The 17,388-nt window shown below is 66.2% G+C and carries 11 protein-coding genes and 1 pseudogene; 6 read left to right on the top strand and 6 right to left on the bottom strand.

Going from position 1 to position 17,388, the window contains the following annotated elements:
• Positions 1-54: 54 nt before the first annotated feature.
• From AC4PWQ_RS02760 to AC4PWQ_RS02750, 3 genes are read right to left on the bottom strand one after another with little or no spacing between them, the layout of a single operon-like run.
• Positions 55-405, bottom strand: a complete 351-nt coding sequence (locus tag AC4PWQ_RS02760) for a cation transporter (protein ID WP_492089717.1) — start codon at positions 403-405, stop codon at positions 55-57.
• Between the two features lie 28 nt (positions 406-433).
• Positions 434-691: a heavy-metal-associated domain-containing protein gene (locus AC4PWQ_RS02755; RefSeq protein WP_371151249.1), complete on the bottom strand. Its 258-nt coding sequence runs from the start codon at positions 689-691 to the stop codon at positions 434-436.
• 27 nt (positions 692-718) lie between these two features.
• Positions 719-1,000 (bottom strand): metal-sensitive transcriptional regulator, encoded by a 282-nt coding sequence (locus AC4PWQ_RS02750; RefSeq protein ID WP_371151251.1) that lies wholly within the window; start codon positions 998-1,000, stop codon positions 719-721.
• Between the two features lie 543 nt (positions 1,001-1,543).
• On the opposite strand from AC4PWQ_RS02750, the pseudogene AC4PWQ_RS02745 reads away from it, so the two are divergent.
• The 6 genes and pseudogenes from AC4PWQ_RS02745 to AC4PWQ_RS02720 all read left to right on the top strand — a co-directional run.
• Positions 1,544-6,145 (top strand): annotated as a pseudogene (locus AC4PWQ_RS02745) (MSCRAMM family protein); the annotation flags it as partial.
• Between the two features lie 55 nt (positions 6,146-6,200).
• On the top strand, positions 6,201-6,521 hold the full coding sequence (locus tag AC4PWQ_RS02740; protein WP_492089716.1) for a prealbumin-like fold domain-containing protein: 321 nt from the start codon (positions 6,201-6,203) through the stop codon (positions 6,519-6,521).
• Between the two features lie 72 nt (positions 6,522-6,593).
• Positions 6,594-7,682 (top strand): MSCRAMM family protein, encoded by a 1,089-nt coding sequence (locus tag AC4PWQ_RS02735; protein WP_492089715.1) that lies wholly within the window; start codon positions 6,594-6,596, stop codon positions 7,680-7,682.
• Positions 7,630-9,342, top strand: a complete 1,713-nt coding sequence (locus tag AC4PWQ_RS02730) for an MSCRAMM family protein (protein WP_492089714.1) — start codon at positions 7,630-7,632, stop codon at positions 9,340-9,342. The genes AC4PWQ_RS02735 and AC4PWQ_RS02730 overlap by 53 nt, the downstream gene beginning before the upstream one ends.
• The gene (locus tag AC4PWQ_RS02725) at positions 9,329-10,534 is read left to right on the top strand and encodes an MSCRAMM family protein (protein WP_492089713.1); all 1,206 of its coding nucleotides are present in this window, start codon (positions 9,329-9,331) and stop codon (positions 10,532-10,534) included. The genes AC4PWQ_RS02730 and AC4PWQ_RS02725 overlap by 14 nt, the downstream gene beginning before the upstream one ends.
• Positions 10,535-11,836: 1,302 nt before the next feature.
• On the top strand, positions 11,837-15,556 hold the full coding sequence (locus AC4PWQ_RS02720) for a family 20 glycosylhydrolase (RefSeq protein WP_371177317.1): 3,720 nt from the start codon (positions 11,837-11,839) through the stop codon (positions 15,554-15,556).
• 184 nt (positions 15,557-15,740) lie between these two features.
• Here AC4PWQ_RS02720 and AC4PWQ_RS02715 read toward each other — a convergent pair whose 3' ends face one another.
• The 3 genes from AC4PWQ_RS02715 to AC4PWQ_RS02705 form a co-directional block, all read right to left on the bottom strand.
• Positions 15,741-16,280 (bottom strand): hypothetical protein, encoded by a 540-nt coding sequence (locus AC4PWQ_RS02715; protein WP_371151256.1) that lies wholly within the window; start codon positions 16,278-16,280, stop codon positions 15,741-15,743.
• A gap of 16 nt (positions 16,281-16,296) precedes the next feature.
• A complete protein-coding gene (locus tag AC4PWQ_RS02710; RefSeq protein ID WP_371151258.1) occupies positions 16,297-16,998 on the bottom strand; it encodes a DedA family protein in 702 nt (233 codons plus the stop codon).
• 29 nt (positions 16,999-17,027) lie between these two features.
• Positions 17,028-17,388 (bottom strand): hypothetical protein (locus AC4PWQ_RS02705; RefSeq protein ID WP_492089712.1); only part of this gene is annotated, 361 nt, incomplete at its 5' end.

Genomic DNA, 17,388 nt, shown 5'->3' with positions numbered 1-17,388 from the left:
GTTGCTGTTCATCTTCTTGGTTCAGTTTGTGCGACCGATATTCACCAGCCTGAGCTACCGTGACAACGAGTCTCTTGGGACCCATAGACGTTTTTCGTGCGCCGCTTCAGCAGCGGTGAGGGCGGCGGGCGGGGCGTCGTGCACCCCGGCAGGCGGCGTGGACTGGGCCGCAGCGGTGGCCGGCACGCGCAGGGAGGCGGTGTAGCCGGCGGCGCGGACGGCCTGAATCAGCTCTTCGGCGCCGACGGAGGGGTCGGTGACCTCGACGCGGGCGGAGTTCGTGGCCAGGTTGACCAGCGCCGAGACGCCGGTCAACTTGTTGAGTTTGCGCTCCACGCGGTTGACGCACGACGCGCACGTCATGCCCTCCACGTTCAGGTCGATGAAGCGTTCCTCGCTGGCCACTGGTTCCTCCTGGCTGGGTGGGGCCCGGTTACTTCTCGTCGCGGCGGATGGCGACGACGTCGTAGCCGGCCTCGTCGATGGCGGCGTTCAGGGCGGCGTCTTCCACCGGCTCGCTGATCACCACGGTGACGGTGGAGGTGGCGTCCTTGCGCAGCAGCACGGACACGTTGTTCACCTGCGGCAGCAGGTTCAGCTCGTCGGTCACGTGGCTGACGCAGTGGCCGCAGGTCATGCCGTCCACGTCGATTTCGATGGTGCGGTCAAAGGTGGTGGGCTCCGTGCTCATGGAATTCTCCTTCTTGGGTGGGTGCGGTTAGGCGCGAATAAAACGGTTGAGTGCGGTCATTACCTCTTGGACCTTTTCTTCCCCCTCGGCCCGGGAGGACTGGGCGGCCTGAATGACGCAGTGGTTCATATGGTCCGCGAGCAGCGAGTTGGCCACGGCCTGCAGCGCCTTGGTGGTGGCGGAAATCTGCGTCAGCACGTCGATGCAGTAGGTGTCCTCTTCGATCAGGCGCTGCAGCCCGCGCACCTGCCCCTCGATGCGGCGTAGCCGCGCCTGCAGGGCCGGCTTGCTGTCTGAGTAGCTCGCCATGGGGCTCCGATCGGGCGGTTGAATGGAAGTTAGGTCTGGGGGGAGTGGCAGTGGGTGGGGGACGCGGCGGCCGCCCACACAGTGCCGTGTTTTCGCGCCTCAGTATACCCCCTGGGGGTACGGATGCAAGGCCGGCGGGGCGGCGAAGTGTGGGCAGTCCAACACGATTGGTATGTACCACTTGGCGGCCTGTGCCACTACATTCATGCCCAGTGTTAAGTGATCAAAAGTGATCGACACTCACCTGGGTCTTCCCAAAGCGTGCACGCAAGCGCGGCCTTGGGGCAAGGCTTGGAGTTCGCGGAGGCTCTAGAGGAGCGGGCCCGAGCTTCAAGAGGGGAAAGGGGTCCAGCATCGAAGGGACGCGGTGCTGGACCCCGACCCGTATTTAACGGCACAAATCCCCAAATGCGCGGGAGTCAAGCAAGCATTTAGGCGCTGACTATCATTTGTCTGCCATTTTGCTTATGCTGAGACGCGACTACGCGCTTTCGTGTCGTCAGATGACCTCATTCCTTCCCACGTACTGAGGACAAAAAGCACATGAAGAACTCAATTAGCAGAACTATGCCTCTGCGAGGAGCTTGGTTGGCGCTGGCGCTAACCGTGCTCCTGCTTGCCCAGATGGCGTTTACCCCTTTTGCGGCCAAGGCCGTTTCTGCCGCGCCGGCAAACTACGACCTCAAGATCACCACCTTCGACGCGCTCCAGGATGGTAGCGAGCCGGACCTGACGGGTTGGAGCGGAGTGCCGATCGAGGCGGTGGCGCATGCGCACGTCTCCGGAATAGGAGAGGGGCTCCAGAACGTCCTATTCAGGCTCTCCATTCCCAAGCAGTCCGAATACATCGAGGCGGTGGAGTTCCTAGAGCCGCGCGAATCCTCATATACCGTCCGCTCAGAGGACGAGTCCAGCTGGTTCGTCGAATACTACGTAGACGACTTGGCCGATCAGACCACCATCAGCGCGCCCTTCTCACTCACCTTCCGCAACGGCGCTGCCCCCAACGGCACCACCGTGACGCCCACCTGGATCCTGCTCTCCGACGAGCGCACCGAACTGGTCTCCGCCACCGCCACGTTCACCGCCAAGGCTTCCACTGCCTACAAGTTCAGCATGCAGGCATCGGAGGGCGTAGTTAAGAACGTCGAGGGCCAGCAGAACCGGGAGCGCGTTGCGCAGGCAACGTTCCAGCTTGCCTCCGAGCAGGAGGCGAGCGACGCCACCCACACGCCCGTCGAGGGCGTCCTGGTCAGCTACGACTTCCACGTCATTCCCGACCCCGCCTCCGGCGCGCCGGACGGGGCCGGCCAATTCTTCCCCTCCATGGTTCGCTTCGAAAACACCCTCGCCGAGGGCGTAGAGCTCGCCCCGCAGTCCATCCAGGAGGGATGGAGCGTGCAGGGGAACAAGGCCGTTTTCTCCGACGCATGGGACGCGCAGGCAACAGACACTCGCGGCTACTTCAAGCGGATCCACCTGCTCTACAAGAACGTGGCCATCAAGGCACCTGCCGGCACGCCGCTAATGCACCAAAACGTCGGCACCGCCTTCCTCACCTACGAGGGCACCGACACGATGGTGTCCAGCACCGACACCGCCTGGGCGGAGTTCCGGGCCTACGGACCGCCCGCCGCCCCCGCCGCCCTGCAGCTGGAAAAGACCGCCAAGACCCCCCAGCTGACCTACGGCCACGACAGCCTCTGGCGGGAGGGAAGCTCCATCCCAGAGCAGGGTTCCGGCCGGATCAAGTTCGCCCTGAACTGGAGCCAGGACGGAGACACCCACCTGGCCAAGCGCGTCTCCGACCACTCCCTTGACCCGCGCCTGTACTACGACACCTTCGAGATCAGCCGCGGCTACCGCCTCAGCGCCCCGCAGGCCGCCGACCGTCAGGTGGAGGAGGCGCTCAACAACTCCTTCAACATCCTCTACGGCGTGCGCGCGAACGGCTACCGCGTAGAGATCGGGCGCAACCTCCAGGTGGGCCGCGAGTTGACGGTCAACGACCAGATCCGCAGCTTCGTCGCCCTGGAACTCGACTTCCCCAGGGGCCTGGCCATGAACTCCGTGGGATACGAGTTCACCGTGGGAACGGACATGGTGCGGGCCGAGGTGCAGAAGTGGGGCGGCAAGGAGTACGGCACCCCACAGGAGTACAGCAACAGCGCCACCTTCACCGCCACCGACAAGGTCACCGGTGTTGCGGCCACCAGCCCGGTGGCCACGGACACGGTGACCATCAAGCTGCCCGAACCGAAGCTCGACCTGAGCGGGGCCACCAACTACGGCCCCCGCACCTACCAGCGCTGCCCCGGCTTCAATCCCGGCCAGAGCCCCATCAGCTCCTGCCCCATGCTCTACCTGTTCACCGACACCCTGGTTCCCACCGGTAAGTGGGCGCCCGGCAACGGCACGGTCAACCGGCTGCGGCACGTGGTCATGCTCCCGCCCGGCGTCGAGTTCGATCGCCTCTGGGACGTCAGGTTCAACAACTACACCCAGTCCCGCGACAGCTACACCACCCAAGTCCACCCGAACTACCTTGGCGACGGCCGCGACGCGCTGGTGGTGGACCTGGGCGTCAACCGCGTGGTGAAGTCCGCCGACCGGCCCAACGCCACCCTCTCCCTGCGCTACTACCTGCGCGCCACCGGCCTCGCCCCCGAGGGTGAGAACGTGATCGACTCTTACTCGATCTGGCGCGACAACGGCGAGCGCGAGGTCACGGCCGAGGACGGCACCCACCGCTACGTGGACGCCCTGGACCTCGACAAGGACGGCAACACCACGGAGGCGTTCCTCACCAACCGGCACACGATCAATATCGTCGGCGCCAAGGAGGTCAGCGGTCGCCTAGAGGTATCCGCCAACGGGACCGACTGGTTCGTCAGCTCGCCGATGGTGGACAAGGGCGACTACTTCTACTGGCGCCAGTCCGTCACCAACGGCACCGACGCCCCGGTTGACCGCGTGCAGTTCATCGACGTCTTCCCGCATGTGAACGACCACTCGATCGTGCCGGACGCCCACGGCGCCTACGCCCCGCGCACCTGGCTGCGCGAGAGCGACTACGGCGGCAGCCCGGAGGAGATGACCCACTCCGGGTTCCGGGCGCCGCTGGCCGGCCCCCTCAGCGAGCTACCGGAGAACGCGCAGACACTGCAGAAGTTCGACCTCTACTACTCCCTGATCGAGCAGGGCCCCGACCTCAACTCCGTGCTGCAGGTCACCTGGCTCACGGAGGAGGAGCTGGCGCAGCAGGTGGCGCAAAACCGCGCCTCCTGGGCGGACGTGCGCATGACCAAGGCCGTCCTGAAGCCGGGCCAGAGCCTGGAACCGGGCTACACGGCTCACCTGGTCTCCAAGCACCAGATGCCGCCCAGCGGCTACAACCGGCCGTACCTCAACACCCAGGCCGCCATCAACTCGATGATCGTGTCCCACAGCGACGGGACGTTCTTCGACACCAACAATTCGCGGGTAAACACGAGGAACTACACGATCACCGGCCGCGTCTTCATGGACCGCAACGCCAACGGCATCGAGGACAGTGACGACTACCCCGGAGACGGGCAGCTGGTCTACGTGAAGAATGCCGACGGCAGTCCGGCCCGGAACGCCGACGGCACCGAGATCGACGGCACCTTCCCCTCGTTCGGTGAGTTCAGCTTTACCGTGGACAAGCGCGGCGAGTACAAGCTGGTCACCCAGAAGCAGGACGCGGAGGCATTCAGCCCCGCCAACGCGACCGGAAACGGCACGATCTCCCACATCGAAACGGTGACCGGCAACGAAGGCGCCACCGGCGTATTCACGGTCTCGACCACCAACCCGTTCCCGAGCCGCAACATAGGTATCGTGCCCGGCAGGCGGGACCTGACGATCCACAAGGTGGACGATAAGGGCAGGCCGCTGCCCGGGGTCCGCTTTGAGCTGCGCCGCCGCCCCCCGATGATCGACGCGGTCAGCCTGCCCACGCTCACCAGCGCGGTGGCTGCGGCCGTAGGCGGCTTCGTCAACCCGGCGCAGGCTGGGCCGATGCCCATGCCCATTCCCCGGCCCATGCCGCAGCCGCTGCCCAAACCGCAGCCCATGCCGATTCCCGGCCCGGCGATCCCGGGTCAGGAGACCCGCGTAGGCGAGACCGACTCCGCTGGTAACGCCACCTTCGAGAACCTGGAGTTCGGCGAGTACGATGTCATCGAGCTGGAGCCACTGCCCGGCTTCCTCCCGATCGACCCGTTCTCGATCTACCTCTCCGGCACCAGCCCCTACCCGTCCAACGAGCAGGACGGTGCCTACCGGGTGGTGAACCACCAGTCCGGTGCCCAGATCCAGATCACGAAGGTTGATGCGGAAGACCCGCAGACCACCCTGGCCGGCGCGGTGTTCGAGCTGCTCCAGGGCAACACCACCGTGCAGACCTCCCAGCCCACCACGATGGACGGCATCACCAACTTCTACGGGGTGAGCCCCGGTGAGTACCGGGTGGTGGAGGTGACGCCGCCGCGTGGTTTCTCCACCGGCGCCCCCTTCGACGTGACGGTGGATCAGTCCAGCACCCTTATCGAGAAGACGGTGGAGAACTACCGCTCCGAGGGCGCCGTGCTGCTGATGAAGACGGACGAAGCGGGCAGGCCCCTGCCGGGCGCCGAGTTCGGCCTGTTCCCGGTGATGGAGTTCGGCGACCAGGACACCCCGCGCTACACGGCGACCTCCGGCCAGGACGGCGTGGTGCGTTTCGACTTCGTCAGCTTCGGGGAATACCAGGTGCGCGAGCTCTCCGCGCCGCCCGGCTACGTCAAGAGCGAGCGGGTTGATACGGCGTACCTGGCAAGCGACGCCTACTTCATTGACCTGCGCTCGGAGCCGTTCGTCAACCGTACCGTTTCCGGCACCGTGGAGCTGACCAAGGTTGACGCTGCGGACATGGTTTCCCTGCTGCCGGGCGCCGAGTTCGGCCTGTTCCAGCTCGGTCCCGACGGCGCGCCGGCCGCCCAGCCCCTGATGCGTCAACGCTCCGGCACCGACGGCGTGGTGCGCTTCACCCCGGTCCCGGTGGGCTCCTACCAGGTGAAGGAGATCGAGGCCGCGCCTGGTTTCGTCCTGTCCACCCAGACGTGGGACGCCCAGATCTCCGCCCAGGGCGAGGTGGTCAACCTCGGCAAGGTGGGCAACGCCCCGATCGCCGAGCACTGTGACGGTGAAGAAGGTGGAGGCCGGCGACGCCGGTGCGGCGGCGACCCCGCTGGCTGGTGCCACCTTCGGGTTGTTCGCGGTTGCCGAGGCCGGTGGTGGGGTGGCCGACGTTGCCGCTTACACCGCCCAGTCGCAGGCCGACGGCGTGGCCGCCTTTGCGGGTGTGCGTTTTGGTAGGTACGAGCTGCGTGAGACGGTGGCGCCGGTGGGTTACCAGCTTTCGACCGTGACCAAGGAGGTTGTGGTTTCTACCCAGGGCCAGACCGTTGCGGTGGGTGATTGGGAGAACGCTGCGATTACTGGTTCGGTGGTGTCCTGACCAAGGTTGATGCTGCGGACATGGTGTCGGTGTTGCCGGGGGCTGAGTTTGGTTTGTTCCCGGTTGGTGGTGATGGGCAGGTGGCTGCTGCGCCGGTTGATCGTCAGCGTTTCTGGGCGTGATGGTGTGGTGCGGTTTGAGAATGTGCGCTTTGGTTCGTACAAGGTGCGTGAGCTTGTTCCGGTGCTTGGTTTCCAGTTGTCTGGTCAGTCTTGGGATGCCCAGGTGGTTTCGCAGGGGCAGGTGGTCAACGTGGGCAAGGTGCCTAACGCGGTGATCACCGGCACGGTGAGTGTGAAGAAGGTCGAGACCGGTGCGGCGGCGACCCCGTTGGCTGGTGCTACCTTCGGGTTGTTCCCGGTTTCCGAGGCCGGCGTGGTTGCTGACGCGGCTGCCTATACGGCGCAGTCGCAGGCCGATGGCGTGGCCACGTTTGCGAACGTGCGTTTTGGTAAGTACGAGCTGCGTGAGACGGTGGCGCCGGCGGGTTATCAGCTTTCGACCTTGACCAAGGAGGTTGTGGTTTCTACCCAGGGCCAGGTGGTCCAGGTTGGCAACTGGGACAACAGCCCGATCACGGGGTCGGTGAGCGTGAAGAAGGTCGAGGCGGGTAATGGCGGTGCGGCGGCCACCCCGCTGGCTGGTGCGACCTTTGGGTTGTTCGCTGTTGCTGGCGATGGTTCGGTGGCTGACTCTGCTGCCTATACGGCCCAGTCGCAGGCCGATGGCATGGCCACGTTCTCGAACGTGCGGTTTGGTAAGTACGAGCTGCGTGAGACCGTGGCGCCTGCGGGGTACCAGCTCTCGACCGTGACCAAGGAGGTCGTGGTTTCCACGCAGGGCCAGACGGTTGCGGTGGGTGACTGGGAGAACGCTCCGATTACTGGCACGGTGAGTGTGAAGAAGGTCGAGACCGGTGCGGCGGCGACCCCGCTGGCTGGTGCTACCTTCGGGTTGTTCCCGGTTTCTGAGGCCGGCGTGGTCGCCGACGCGGCTGCCTACACGGCGCAGTCGCAGGCCGATGGCCTGGCCACGTTCACGGGCGTGCGCTTTGGTAAGTACGAGCTGCGCGAGACCGCCGCGCCGGCGCGGTTACCAGCTCTCGACCGTGACCAAGGAAGTTGTCATCTCTACCCAGGGCCAGACCGTAGCGGTGGGTGATTGGGAGAATGCCCCGATCACTGGCACGGTGAGCGTGAAGAAGGTCGAGGCGGGTAACGCCGCTAAGGTCCTGCCTGGCGCGACCTTCGGTCTGTTCCCGGTTTCCGAGGCCGGCGTGGTCGCCGACGCGGCTGCCTACACGGCCCAGTCGCAGGCAGATGGCCTGGCCACGTTCACGGGCGTGCGCTTTGGTAAGTACGAGTTGCGTGAGACCGTGGCGCCGGCGGGTTACCAGCTCTCGACCGTGACCAAGGAAGTTGTCATCTCTACCCAAGGCCAGACCGTAGCAGTGGGTGATTGGGAGAACCGGGCGATTGTTGGTGCGGTGTCGGTGACCAAGGTAGAGGCCGGTAACGCGGGCAAGAAGCTGGCGGGTGCCACGTTTGTGCTGGAGCAGGCCGGGGCGGTGAAGTACACGGCTATCTCCGGTCCTTCTGGTGTTGCCAACTTCGCGGGCGTGAAGGCCGGTACCTACCAGTTGCGTGAGACCAAGGCACCGGTGGGTTACCAGCTTTCGACCTTGACCAAGGAGGTTCAGGTCTCCAGCCAGGGCCAGGTGGTCCAGGTCGGCAACTGGGACAACAGCCCAATCACGGGGTCGGTGGCGGTGAAGAAGGTCGAGGCGGGTAACGCCGCTAAGGTCCTGCCTGGTGCGACCTTCGGGTTGTTCCCGGTTTCTGAGGCCGGCGTGGTTGCTGACGCGGCTGCCTATACGGCGCAGTCGCAGGCCGATGGCCTGGCCACGTTTGCGAACGTGCGTTTCGGTAAGTACCAGTTGCGTGAGACGGTGGCGCCGGCGGGTTATCAGCTTTCGACCGTGACCAAGGAGGTTGTGGTTTCCACGCAGGGCCAGACGGTTGCGGTGGGTGACTGGGAGAACGCTCCGATTACTGGCACGGTGAGTGTGAAGAAGGTCGAGGCGGGTAACGCCTCTAAGGCTCTGCCTGGTGCGACCTTTGGGCTGTTCGCCGTGGACGCCGATGGTTCGGTGGCTGACTCTGCTGCCTATACGGCGCAGTCGCAGGACGATGGCCTGGCCACGTTCGCGAACGTGCGTTTCGGTAAGTACCAGTTGCGTGAGACGGTGGCGCCGGCGGGTTACCAGCTTTCGACCGCGACCAAGGAAGTTGTCATCTCTACCCAGGGTGAGACGGTTGCGGCTGGTGATTGGGGCAATGCTCCGATCACCGGGTCGGTGAGTGTGAAGAAGGTCGAGACCGGTGCGGCGGCGAACCCGTTGGCTGGTGCGACCTTCGGGCTGTTCCCGGTTTCTGAGGCCGGCGTGGTCGCCGACGCGGCTGTCTACACGGCCGAGTCGCAGGCCGATGGCCTGGCCACGTTCACGGGTGTGCGGTTTGGTAAGTACGAGCTGCGCGAGACCGTGGCGCCGGCGGGTTACCAGCTTTCGACTGCGACCAAGGAAGTTGTCATCTCTACCCAGGGTGAGACGGTTGCGGCTGGTGATTGGGGCAATGCTCCGATCACCGGGTCGGTGAGCGTGAAGAAGGTCGAGGCGGGTAACGCCGCTAAGGCTCTGCCTGGTGCGACCTTCGAGCTGTTCGCCGTGGACGCCGATGGTTCGGTTGCCACGCAGGCTGCCTACACGGCGCAGTCGCAGGCACGATGGCCTGGCCACGTTCACGGGTGTGCGTTTTGGTAGGTACGAGCTGCGTGAGACGGTGGCGCCTGCGGGTTATCAGCTCTCGACCGTGACCAAGGAAGTCGTCATCTCTACCCAGGGCCAGACGGTTGCGGTGGGTGACTGGGAGAATGCTCCGATTACGGGCACGGTGACGGTGACCAAGGTGGATGCTGATGATGCGGCCAAGAAGCTGGCTGGTGTGGTCTTTGCGTTGCGTCAGTCGGGGAAGAACGTTTACCGGGCCACCACGGATGGTGATGGTGTGGCCACGTTTGCGGGTGTGCGCTACGGCGTGTATGAGCTGGTGGAGGTCTCCACGCTGGAGAACTACGTGCTTGACACTGCGTTTAAGGAGAGCGTGAGGGTTTCTGCCCAGGGCCAGAGTGTGGATGTGGGTAGCGTGACCAACGCGGTTAAGCGGGCCGATGTGGTGGGGGTGAAGAAGGACCAGGCTGGTGTGCCGTTGTCGGGGGCGGTCTTTGAGCTGCGCCAGGCGGGCAAGGTGGTTGCTAGCGCGACTTCTGGTGTGGATGGTGTTGTGCGTTTTGGTGCGGTGCCGTGGGGGGAGTATGAGTTGGTGGAGACCAAGGCTCCTGCCGGGTACAAGCTCAACGCGCGTGCCGTTGTGGTCAGTGTGAAGCAAAGTGGTGGCCAGGTGAGCCTGGATGACATCGTTAACGTCAAGGAAGAGCCTGCCACCCCGCCCACGCCGAGTCAGACTCCGTCCGAGACTCCGTCGGGTACGCCGACTCCGTCGCAGACGCCGAGTCAGACTCCGTCGCAGACCCCCAGCCAGACGCCGTCGCAGACGCCGAGCCAGACGCCGTCGCTGACGCCGAGTCAGACTCCGTCGCAGACTCCGTCGGGTACGCCTAGCTCGACGCCGTCGCAGACGCCGAGCCAGACTCCGTCTGAGACTCCGTCGGGTACGCCGACTCCGTCGCAGACCCCGAGTGAAACTCCGTCCGAGACTCCGTCGGGCACGCCGACTCCGTCGCAGACGCCGTCGCAGACGCCGACGCCTTCGCAGCCGGGCCAGCCCACGGCACCGCCGGCGGCGCCGTCGCCGACTCCGTCTGCGGCTCCGACCCCGGGGCGCACGGGCAAGCTGGCCAAGACCGGTAGCGACGCCGCCCAAGTCCTGCCCTGGGCGGTAGCCCTGGCAGCTGGTGGTCTGCTGGTGCTCACTGCGCGCAAGCGGCGCCGCTAGCCGGGTACCACAGCCGGGAGGCACTGGGGCACTCACCTTCCTAGGCGGGTGAGGTCCCCGGGGCGCATGGTCGGCCCTTCCGCTTCGGTGGGAGGGCCGACCGCTCGTTTTGGCCCATTTCAGGCCCTTCTCAGACGAGAGCGTGTGGGGCCATTGAGGTGGTCCGGTGGGGAGGCCCGTTCTCTCTGGACCGGCTTCCGTGGCGACCAGAGTGGGGACTGGACCCGAGGGGCGCGTCGGGCAGGGCCGCTGGTCGTTGCGCAACCGGTTGTGCCTTTACGGTTCCTGTTGAGCCCTTGTTGCACCGGTTGTGGCTTTCTTGCACCTCTCGTGGCGCTACGGGGCTGATTAACGGCTGAAAAGGTCGCCCAAAGGCGCAAGAGCTGCAACAAAGGCTCGGGAGCTGCAACAAAGGCGCAAGCGTTTGCGCACACCCCGGCCGGGGTGGGCAGGCGCGGATAGGAAAGGGGTGCCTGGCCTCCTGCGGGTGTGGCAGGGGAAGGAGGGATGAGTTCGGGCGCGGCCGCGGCCCCCCCAAGCTCGCAAATGCTGCAACGGGGTACATACGACCGCTTGGTGCCATGGCACCGGTCGGTCGGATGTGCCCCGACCGCACGCTTGTGCGCTCGGGGGTGGCCGCCACGGGGCGCCGGTCAGGGGAGGGCCGGCGTGGATTCCGGGTGGTGGGTGGAGCGTCGGCCACCTCGGGCGGCAAGGCCGGGCGGCCAAGCCAAGCCACCACGGGCGGCCAAGCATGGCGGCTGCCACGGGGCGCCGGTGTCTCCTGACGTGGCTGCAGCCTCTATCCCTGGCCCCCCAAGCTCGCAAATGCTGCAACGGGGTACATGTGACCGCTTGGGGCCATGGCACCGGTCGGTCGGATGTACCCCGACCGCACGCTTGTGCGCTCGGGGGCAGCCCCGCGCGATCATGGGCGACTTCCAGCAGGGCATCCGCACGCTTGTGCGCTCGGGGGCAACCCACTGCGCCCGCCGCGCCGGTGACCGCCGACGGCGCCGGCCACCGCACACGCCGCCCACCGCCTCCACAGCGCCGCGCGCTGAGCCGCGGAGCAGCTCGAAGCCCAACTCCCTGCCCGTGCGCTCTCATCAGTGAGGAGCCCCTTTTCGCCTGGTGAGACCGGGTGGGCCCGCAGGAACAGAGGCGGTCTGATCTTTGTTGCTCGGTTGACCTTGATTTCGCGCCATTTTTCTCACATGATTTGGGGAGTCCTATCTTGCTGCTTGAACGTTCAGCAGCAGTGGCTGCTAATCAATGGCGATTGCTCCCAAAGGAGAAGTGATGCAAAGACGAGTCACCCAACGCGCGATGGGGGTGTTGGCAGGCGTTGCCGCATTGAGCCTGCTCTCTACCACCTCCGCTTTTGCTGAGCCGGAGGAGCGGAACATCGCCCTTGGGCAGCAGGTGGTTGCCTCTAGCGTGGAGATGGCGGGCAAGTGGGGGCCCGAGAAGGCCGTGGACGGCGACGATGGTAACGGTGGTACGGCCAACCAGGGCGCTGCGGATGCCTCCCGTTGGTCCGGTCGCGGCGAGGCCAACGGCCACCTGACCGTCACGCTTCCGCCCAACGCGGTGGCCAAGCGTGCGCGCATTCAGTGGGCCGGCGCCTGCTCCACTGAGTACCAGTTCCAGTACTCCACCGACGGGCAGACCTTCGAGCCCGCCTCCGAGCGCGTCACCAAGACCGGGGATGGGTGCTTCAAGAAGTCCATCGAGACCCCGTTGACCATCCCGGCGGGCGTGAAGCCCACCCACCTGCGCCTGCAGTCCTTTGCGCTGCGCAACCAGTGGGGCCCCTCGCTGTGGGAGTTTGAGATCTGGGGCACGGCCGACGCTCCGCCCCCGCCGGCCTCCGACATCGCCAAGGTAGTCCCGCTGCCGGACAGCGTCGTTGCGGGGGAGGGCACCTTCACCCTGCCGGCGAACGCCTCCATTAGCTTCACTGGCGGTGGCGAGTTCGCCGCGAAGGACTTGGCGGAGTTGCTGCGCCGCTCCACCGGCTACGACCTGCCGATCTCCCAGGACGGCAAGATCAAGTTTGTCCTGGACGCCGCCTGGACCGAGGGCGGTGACGAAGGATACGAGCTGAAGGTGACGGCCGACGGGGTGACCGCCAAGGCCAAGACCGAGGCCGGTTTGTTCTACGCCTCCCGCACTCTGCTGCAGCTGCTCGGCCCGTGGGCCACCTCCACCGAGGCCGTGAAGGGCCCGTGGGAGGTGCCCGCCCAGACCATCGTGGACAAGCCGCGCTACGAGTACCGCGGCCTGATGGTTGACGTGGTGCGTTCCTTCCTGACCAAGGACGAGATGCTGGGCATCATCGACCAGATGGCGCACGTCAAGCTGAACAAGCTGCACCTGCACCTGACCGACGACCAGGCCTGGCGCGTGGAGATCACCAACGAGGGCCGCGTGGCTGGCGACGACATCGACTACACGCGCCTGACCTCCATCTCCGGCAAGACCGCCGTGCTCACCGCGAAGTGGGCCCCGATCTCCGTCAAGGCGGACGACCCCGTCACCGACGGCGTGGCGCGCGTGCCCGGCATCCCCGGCTTCTACACGAAGGAAGACATCCGCGCGATCGTCGCCTATGCCACCGCCCGCAACATCGAGGTGATCCCCGAGATCGATGGCCCGGCGCACTCCAACGCCCAGCTGCACGCGATCCCGCAGCTCAACGGCGGCGGCTCCCACCCGGTGGTGCCTGAGGGCCAGACCACTCCGGTCATCACCAACACCTCCGTGGGTGACGCCAACATGGGCGCTCGCAACGAGAACACCTACAAGTTCCTGGCGCACGTCTTTGGCCAGGTCACCGACATGATGCCGGGCAAGTACCTGCACGTCGGTGGCGACGAGCCCCACAACATCTCCGGGGCCGACTACGCCACGTTCATGGAGCGCACCATGCCCCTGATCGCGGCTCGTGGTCGCACCCCGATGGTGTGGAACGAGGCTGCCGCTCACCTGAGCAAGCTGCCCAACGGGACCGTCATCCAGTACTGGAACGGCAACGCGCAGCAGGTGCGCAACGCCATCCTGTCCGGGCGCGGCATGAAGCTGATCATGTCCCCGGCCACCACCACCTACTTCCCGCAGCGGCAGACCAACGCCCTGGGCGGCCCGAGCTGGGCGTGCGGTAGCACCCCGTGCGACCTGGAGCGGTTCTACAACTGGGACCCCTCCCTGTCCGGCCCGGCTGTTGGCGACCAGCACATGCTCGGTGTGAGCGCCGCCTTCTGGGCGGAGCACACCCGTGGCATTAAGGACTCCCAGTTCCGCCTTTACCCCCGCCTCATGGCCACCGCTGAGGTGGCGTGGACGCCGCAGGCCGACCGCAGCTTCGAAGATTTCGTCAAGCGCATGCCGGCTCGCGGTGTGGAGCTGAACCTGGCCGGCGCCAACTTCTACGGCGACCCCAAGGTTACGTGGGCCAAGGAACTGCGCGGCGACGCGAAGGTGGAGGCCGACGGCAACCTGGCCTACCTGAGCGCGCCCGTGGCCGACGTTGCTGCCGCCACGGTCACCGTGCGTGACGCCAAGGGGCAGACTGTGCCCGCCACCCTGGTGGGCCAGGCGGCCGCTGCGCGTGGCCAGGACCTGCGCCGTCCCAACGACGGTGCCGTGCGTGCGGTTAACACCACCTACGTGGTGCGCACCGAGCAGGCCAACCTCGAGGGGCCGCTGGCCGTCGAGGTGGTAGTTGGCGGCGAGACCCTGCGCGCCACGGCCGACGTCTCCACGACGCCGGCGCCGGAGCCGTCCACCTCGGCCTCCGCGAGTGCGTCGGCCTCCGCGTCGACTTCGGCGAGCGCTTCGACTTCGGCCAGCGCGTCCGCGTCGATGTCTGCTTCCGCTAGCGCGTCTGCGTCTACCTCGGCCAGCGCGTCGACTTCGGCCAGTGCTTCTGCGTCCACGTCTGCTTCCGCTAGCGCGTCTGCGTCTACCTCGGCCAGCGCGTCGACTTCGGCCAGCGCTTCCGCGTCCACGTCTCCTTCTGTCAGCACCTCCGCGTCCGCTTCGGCCAGCGCGTCGGCCACGGTCACCGCCACCCCGTCCACCCCGGCCGTCCCGTCCACCCCGGCGCAGCCGGCGCCGCTGACCATCAAGCGTCTGGCGGGCGCGGACCGCGTGGCCACGGCGATCGAGGCGGCCAAGGACGGCGGGTTCACCCCGGGCACCGCTCTGCTGGCCACCGGCAAGAACTACGCCGACGCCGTCTCCTCCGGCCCGCTGGCCGGTGCGTTGAAGGCGCCGCTCTACTTCTCGGTGACCGCAACGCTGGAGCCCTCCGTGCTCCAGGCGATGCTGGACTCCGGCGTGAAGAAGGTCTACATCGTCGGCGGCAAGAACTCCGTCAGCGAAGTGAAGGCTGAGGCCCTGCGCCTGGCCGGCATCCAGGTCGAGCGAATCACGGGTGCCAACCGCGTCGAGACGGCCGTAGCGATCACCCACAAGCTCACCGACCTTGGCCACCGCCCGGCGAAGTTCTTCCTGGCCTCCGGCCTGTCCTACGCAGACGCGTTGGGCGCGGGCGTGGCGGCCGGGCGTGAGAAGGGTGCGGTCCTGCTCACCCAGGGTGCCAAGCTGCCGGCTGCCGTGCGTGAGACGCTGGCCGACTACAAGACGGAGCCCGTGGTGGTGGTCGGTGGCGCCGCTGCCGGCATCATGGACGACTCCGGCCTGGCGGGCCGCAATGCCAAGCTCATCATGGGCGTGGACCGCTTCGACACCGCTGGCAAGCTGTTCACTGAGTACGCGGCGAACGCGAACAAGCTGGTGATCGCCTCCGGCACGGACTTCGCCGATGCCCTGGCCGCGGGTCCGCGGGCCCTGGCCGGCAACGCGGGTCTGCTGCTGGTCAAGTCCAACGACGTCACCTCCGCCACCCGCCGCGCCCTGGTGGGCGCCAAGGTGGACGCGATCGACGTGCTGGGTGGCAAGCGGTCCATCAACGACAGCGTTCTGGTCAGCCTGGAGCGTCTGCTGCGTCCGTAAGCGCGGTGTCCGGGTGGTGTGAGCACCACCCGGACACCGCTCAGCTTCGCGAAACCGCTGCCTGCAGGTAGGGTTCGGCTTCCCGAAGAGCAAAGGTGGGGCCCCGCACGCTAGTGCGGGGCCCCACCCATTGTGTCGGACAGCCCGTGCCCTCTCGCGCTCCCTCCGGGGCCCGGAAAGCGCCCTACCAGGCCTCCAGGAAGTCCTTCCAGACCGCGCGCCACTGGCCGATCGACTCCCGCCCGGAGAGCTTGGAGTGGTTCACTGTGATGCCCACCTTCCCTGGCTCCTTCTGGGTCAGGGAGATGACCACCTGGGTCGAGTCGTCCAGGGTGGCGCGCCAGTAGCGCCAGCGCGGCGTGGAGGAGGCGTTAGGGGTGTTCAGGAACGTCAGCCCGCCGATGTCCGGCACCGAGTCAACGAAGTTGAGCCAACGGGAGAAGACCTCGTCCAGCTCGCCCGGCAGGGTCTTGGAGACGGACATCTGGTAGGAGCCGTCGGCGGCTTGGCCGGGCTGGCGACGGCCGATGTGCTGCTCGTACGTCACCGTGACGGATTGCGCCCACCAGTCGGGGGAAACAACCTCCGGTCCTAGCATTGAGCGGACGATGGAAACGATTTGGCAGTGGGAGAGCTCGGCGCCGCCGGCCTTGTTAAGCGTGTGCACCCAGCGCTCCCATGAGCGGTTGGTAGCGCCTGCGATTGCCTCGGTGCTGGCAGCCATTGGCATCCCCATCCCGTCAACGCGAGGAAGACCCCTTCGCCTTCCGGCGGTTCCATAACTGGAATCCGACCCAAACGATTACCGCAATAACGATAATGGCGAGGACAACTTTCGACAAGTTTCCTACATAGACCTCGACTACGTGCCACTGCTCGCCTAACAGGTAACCCGCCCCCACAAGGACGCTGTTCCAAATGAGGGAGCCAATCGTTGTCAGCAGGGTGAACAGCCAGAGGTTCATCTTCGTAACGCCCGCAGGGATGGAAATGAGCGAGCGGAAGATCGGAATCATGCGGCCAAAGAAAACGGTGTACTTACCGTATTTCACGAACCAGGCCTCGGTGCGGTCCACATCCTCAATCTTCACCAAAGGCAACTTGTTAAATATTTTACGAGTTCGCTCGCGGCCCAGCGCCGCCCCCAATCCGTAAAGCGCCAGGGCGCCCACAACGCTGCCGGCGGTGGTCCACGCCAGCACGGCGGGTAGGGACATGGAGCCGCGGGAGGCGGTGAAACCGGCCAGCGGCAGGATTACCTCGCTGGGCAGGGGCGGGAACAGATTCTCCAGCGCGATCAGGAGGGCGGCCCCAAAGCCGCCCAGGGTCTCCATGATGTTGACCGCCCACGCCGCGATGCCGGTGAGCTGCTCGGCCTCCGGGGCGGGGACCGGGCTAGGGGTGGGGGTAGCCGTCAGCGCGGCCAGGCTGGGAAAAATCATGAGCCAAACCTAAACCAACCAAACTGGCGTTAACTGTTGCCTTCCCCACCTTTGAGCGAGATTTGGCTGCGGGCGATGGAGTAGCTGCGCCCCCTATCCGCCCCGGTGGGCCCGTCAGCGCCCTCGGCTGGACCATCGGCGCTCCCGCCGGCCTGAGCCGGCGCATCAGCCCCGACGCCAGCCGCACCAGCGCGCCCCGCGCCACCAGCACGCCCCGCCGCACTGTCGCGCCCTGCGGCAGCGCCGACTCGCCCCCCGCGCGGGTGTGAGAGTAGGACCAGCAGCACCGTGACCGCCACCAGCAGCGCCAGCACCAGCCAGTTCGGCAGCGGAGTGAGGGAGTGAAGCGGCGCACGAAAAACGTCTATGGGTCCCAAGAGACTCGTTGTA

Source organism: Buchananella sp. 103232, from assembly GCF_058725725.1.
Note: the sequence above shows the minus strand (reverse complement) of the source record. Positions and strands in the feature narration are given on the sequence as shown.